2 protein-coding genes and 2 tRNA genes are annotated in these 2,722 nt (G+C 53.6%); 3 read left to right on the top strand and 1 reads right to left on the bottom strand.

The genetic code is table 11. The features are described 5' to 3' along the window. Positions 1-112 precede the first annotated feature (112 nt). Complete coding sequence (locus IJN28_08340; protein ID MBQ6713775.1) at positions 113-754, bottom strand: YigZ family protein; 642 nt, start codon at positions 752-754, stop codon at positions 113-115. Between the two features lie 276 nt (positions 755-1,030). On the opposite strand from IJN28_08340, the gene IJN28_08335 reads away from it, so the two are divergent. The 3 genes from IJN28_08335 to IJN28_08325 all read left to right on the top strand — a co-directional run bounded on the left by IJN28_08335 (position 1,031) and on the right by IJN28_08325 (position 2,715). Then, positions 1,031-2,401: an amino acid permease gene (locus tag IJN28_08335; GenBank protein MBQ6713774.1), complete on the top strand. Its 1,371-nt coding sequence runs from the start codon at positions 1,031-1,033 to the stop codon at positions 2,399-2,401. 159 nt (positions 2,402-2,560) lie between these two features. Continuing rightward, positions 2,561-2,636, top strand: a tRNA-Met gene (locus IJN28_08330). Positions 2,637-2,640: 4 nt separating this feature from the next. Continuing rightward, positions 2,641-2,715: transfer RNA gene (locus IJN28_08325), tRNA-Ile, on the top strand. Positions 2,716-2,722: the final 7 nt, after the last annotated feature.

The following is a 2,722-nucleotide window of genomic DNA, read 5'->3' as shown; positions in this document are numbered from 1 at the left end:
TGCCACCTCCCTCGTCAGAGGGAGGCTTGGGGATGTCTGCTTGTTTTCTCCCTCCGTCACGGCAATGCCGCGCTGCCTTTCGCATTAGAGGGAGGCGCAGCCGATTTCCTGTCTATTCTTCTTCGTCGAGTTCGACGGGGGTGTATTCTTCGCCTGCATCACGCACGATGGCACGGCCGCCGCTCCAGTCGGTAAGTTCACTCACAAGGCGCTCGCCGTCTGTCTTGGGTGCGCAGATGGTAAGTACGACGACGTCGGTGAACTGTTTGTCGGCGATGTGGTATCCGCCTGTACGGAGCTGGTTTTCGATTGCACCGAGAAGCTCGTAGGAAATCTCGACGTGCCATTTGCCGTAGAGCATCATGCGATAGATACCTGCGGCGTCGATGCCTTCGGTGACGGCTTTGCCGTAGGCGCGTACAAGTCCGCCCGCGCCGAGCTTGATACCGCCGAAGTAGCGTGTGACGACGACGCAGGTGTTTTTGAGCCCGCGGTTTTTGAGGACTTCGAGCATGGGACGGCCTGCGGTGCCCGAGGGCTCGCCGTCATCGTCTGCTTTTTGGATGTCGTCATTCAGTCCTATGGTGTAGGCGGCGCAATTATGCGTGGCGTCGTAATGTTTTTTTCGGATGCGGGAGATGAAGGCTGCGGCTTCTTCTTCCGTTTCTACGGGTGTTATATAGGTAAGGAATCGGGAGCGCTGTATGATGTAGGTCGCTTCGCCGTATCCTTGTACGGTCAAATATTCGTTCATGATGTCACCTCTCTTCTATTATACTGAATCGGTATCGCTTGGGGCAAGAGGCGGCTGTCGTTTTCGCGTGTGAAAGAGCGTCTTATTTAGTAAGGTATGGGAGGAAACGAGAGGAAATCGCATATCTTTTGGTCGAGATGCGAGGTAATGGAGGATTTTTCCGTATGGTCGCAAAAAATCCTAGGTTTTTTCGTAAAAAATACTGTTAAATGACGAAAAATGTTGTATAATGATACCACTTAATATTGTATACAGAAGGGAAGTGTTACGGAGCTCATGAAAGAGCAGGAACAAAATCTCAGCCGAGGATTAAAACCACGTCACTTACAGCTTCTTGCGCTGGGCGGTATTATCGGCAGCGGGTACTTTTTGGGTACCGGATATGTTTTGGAGCAGGCAGGGCCGGCGGCGATCTTGTCGTATCTCTTAGGCGGTCTGATCGTACTTTGTGTTATGCTTTGCTTGGGTGAGCTTGCGGTAGCAAGGCCTGTGGCAACTTCATTCATCGGGTACGCACGAGAACATATCTCCCCCGTCTGGGCTTGTGGGGTCGGATGGGCATATTGGGTCACGTGGATAGCATACGTTCCGTCCGAGATGATAGCGGGCGGTATCATTATGAATAGTTTCGTTCCCGAGGTCAGTCAGGTAACGTGGGCTGTGCTTCTGGGACTTCTCGTTACGGCGATCAACCTGTTCCAAGTCGATAAGTTCGGCGAAACGGAGTTTTGGTTGGCGCTGATAAAGATCTCTGCGCTCGTCATGTTCGTGGCGATCGCGGCAGCGGTCATGCTCGGTCTTACGGGCGAAGAGTTCATCGGTACGTCTATCCTTCTGGGGAGCGGCGGCTTTACGCCGAACGGATACACGATCGTGCTTCTGACGATGGTCATGATACTGGTCAATTTCCAGGGGTCGGAGATCATCGGCTTGGCAGCAGGTGAGTGCAAGAATCCGGAAAAGAGTATTCCGATGGCGGTGCGCAATGTAACGTGGCGCATCATCGCACTCTACATCATTCCGATAACGCTTCTTCTTTCTATCTATCCGTGGACGGAGGCGACGCTGTCGGAGAGCGTGTTCGCCGCGGCTCTCAATGCGCACGGGTTCCACTGGGCAGGCAGTATCTTCGCGTTCGTCGTACTGACGGCGGCGATCTCTTGTTCGAATTCGGGTCTGTACGGTTGTGTGCGCGCGCTGTTCGCACTCGGCTGCGAGGGCATGGCACCGAAGGCGATGGGCAAGCTCGACCGCAATTACGTTCCGCGCAATGCGGTGCTGGCATCGATCGCAGGGTGCTGGGTCATCATCGGGCTCTATACGCTCGATGCGAGCGAGATGGCATATACATACCTCTTGGCATTGTCGGGCTTCGCAGGCGCGATGGCTTGGATATCGATCTGCTGGAGCCAGTACAATTTCCGCAAGAAGCTCCGCTTGGCGAATCTGGAGCATACGCTGAAATATAAGACACCGTTTTTCCCGTACGTGACGCTGTTCGGTATCTGGGCACAGGTCATCTGCCTTGTGGTCATGGCGTTCCTCGACGACCTCAGGGTGTCGCTTCTCATCGGGCTTCCGACGCTGATCGGACCGATGATCTGGTATTGGAACAAGCAAAGAAAACAGCGCAGTACAGCAAAATAAAAGGCAGGGGCTTTGTGCTCCTGCTTTTTTGTATGCGGATGAAGCGATTTTTACGCCTTCGCGTATCTTCCCTGCATAAACCTCGCCAAAATTGCATATTATTTCTTGACAAGAGGCGCTATAAGTGCTATTCTTATTAGGCTATATCGCAAGCAATATCGCGGGGTGGAGCAGTTGGTAGCTCGTCGGGCTCATAACCCGAAGGCCGCAGGTTCAAGTCCTGTCCCCGCAACCAAATCGGGCCTATAGCTCAGCGGTAGAGCCACCGGCTCATAACCGGTTGGTCCTTGGTTCGATCCCAAGTGGGCCCACCACGCACTT

The organism is Selenomonadales bacterium, assembly GCA_017442105.1.
Lineage (GTDB): Bacteria > Bacillota > Negativicutes > RGIG982 > RGIG982 > RGIG982.
This window is presented reverse-complemented; position numbering and strand designations above follow the sequence as displayed.